The following is a 2,266-nucleotide window of genomic DNA, read 5'->3' on the forward strand; positions in this document are numbered from 1 at the left end:
ACGATAAGTTTAAAATTAAAGTAAGGGTAAAGGAAAACCGCTCTGTTCATTTGGGCGGCAATTAAATAAGATTAACCACTAAATCGTTACTAAAGACAGGTTAGACTCAGTAGAAATGTGAAAAAAAAACCGCCATTCGAGAAGAAGGCGGTTAAAGATGATCCATTTCTAGCTGAAACAAGAGAAGACTCCGTTTTCGCTATGGCAACATTATGAGTTTTTATGTATATTTCGTAAAGTGCAATTATTGAGCCTCGAGTTGCAAAAATGGAAATGAAATCGAGAGCAGTTAAACTTTTTTGTGCCATTGCCGAAAGTGGTTCTCTGCTCGCAGCTTCAAACAAATTAAACCTCTCTTCTTCGGCCGCCAGCCGAATGCTCTCTCAGTTGGAGGATCGTCTTGGCGTCAAGTTATTTGAGAGAGGGAACAAGCAGTTGGTTTTATCGGAGGAAGGTAATAATTTTTACCGGGTGGCCCATGAAGCGATGAAAGCCTGGAAAGTGCTGGAAGATTATTCTGCTCATCAGAAAGCAAAAAGACGACTGCTGCGAACCGCTGTTATGGCAAGACACTGCAGCGACGTCACTCTTCCCGCCATCACTAAGATCCTCAAACGTCATGAAAAAGTTTTAAAGGTGACGATAGATATCCACGATAGTCGGGATATGTATTACTCAAAATATTCTCATCCCTTCGACATTGGTTTCGGAACGCTTCTATCGGACCATGATGATTTAGAAAAACGAATCATGGCTCGGCTGCCGATGCGCCTCGTCGTTTCCAAACAGAATCCCTTATCTAAGAAGGACAAAGTCGCACCTGCGGATTACAAAGACGAAGATTTCATTCTGCTTTCTCATGACATGCTAGAAAGAAAGCTGACGGACACGTTGACGCCGGATCTTACAGAGGATCAAGTTGTGGGAGAAATTTCCTCGACGCAGGTTGCGCTTCGAATGGTCAAAAGAAACGCCGGCGTTCACATTACGGACCTTTTAGCTGCTATCAGTGTGAGTGATGACTGCAAGGCAATTCCGATTGACGTCCCTTTGACCATACCATTTTCGGTTTTCTGGCCTAAGTCGGAAAAAGAACTGAGCGACGAAGCCAAGGAGTGTATAACCGAAATCGCAGAAAGCATTAAAAAAGTCGGCATTCCGCTGACAAGTTTCGGTAAATCGTTTCTCTCTAAAAGCCCGTCAAATCAAGCAATCAGTTGACCACAATTGCGCTCAATATCGTAAAAATGTATTTCTCCTCCATGTAGAATGGATAGGCTTAATCTAAGTGATGGGAATGAAAAATGAAGAAATTAGCCGTTTTGGGATGCGGAGCGCAGAGCCAGATCTTCTGCCTGAACGCTCCGAAGCATTTAGGCAACGATTATTTCGTTACTTCTGTGTGCGCCAAAAACCACGAACACGCCGTTGAATTAGCCAATCGGGTCGGCGGACGTGCCGCATATACAGTCGATGACATGCTTGAATTGGCACCGGATATCGTTGTTGAATTTGCCGGTATTGAAGCCGTTGAAACGTATGCAGAAGAAATTCTCGAAGCAGGGGCCGATCTGATCATTTCTTCTGTCGGTGCCTTAGATGACGAGAAATTTAGAGATCACTTAGTTCGCGTTGCCCGCCAATACGAAAGAAAGATCTACATCACCAGCGGCGCAATCGGCGGTATGGACCTAATGGAAACTTATGCTGTCGTAGGCAATCCCAAGGTACAGATCGAAAGTATTAAACCGCCCGAAAGCTACATCGGCACACCTTACATGGAAGGCAAGACAGTCTCCGAGACTGAAGAACAGTTGATTTTCGACGGCAACGTTCATGACGCTATCCGCGGCTTCCCGAGAAACGTTAACGTTTCCGTCGCCACCGCATTGGCAACCGAAGCGAAAGATGCAAAAGTCCGCTTGATCAGCAAGCCCGGCATTACAGAAGTCAGCCACAGAATTACATTGTCCAATGACATTATGCACTCCGAGCTTTTCTTTGTTTCTCAGCCTGATCCGGAAAACAAAAAGAACAGCAAATCCGCCGCTTACAGCGTTATAGCTTTATTGAAGAATTTGGCTTCTCCGCTAACATTCTTCTAAGAAGCAATCCGCTTTACGAACCTCGGCCTGAAAACCGAGGTTTTATTTTTGCGGGCTGCGGATAAACAAAAACCTCTTGAACGGTTAGGTCCAAGAGGTTTGTCTTTTATGGAGAGCCCGGAGACTACCTACTTTCGCAAGAAATACAACTCACTATCATC

Annotated in this window: 2 protein-coding genes; both read left to right on the top strand. The window is 44.8% G+C overall.

From position 1 onward, the window contains the following. The first annotated feature begins 267 nt into the window (after positions 1-267). A complete protein-coding gene (locus tag ACZND6_RS12785) occupies positions 268-1,221 on the top strand; it encodes a LysR family transcriptional regulator (RefSeq protein ID WP_418571917.1) in 954 nt (317 codons plus the stop codon). A gap of 83 nt (positions 1,222-1,304) precedes the next feature. Next, positions 1,305-2,105, top strand: coding sequence for an aspartate dehydrogenase domain-containing protein (locus ACZND6_RS12790; protein WP_021867588.1), 801 nt, complete (start codon positions 1,305-1,307; stop codon positions 2,103-2,105). Positions 2,106-2,266 lie beyond the last annotated feature (161 nt).

This window comes from Parasutterella sp. (assembly GCF_057870745.1).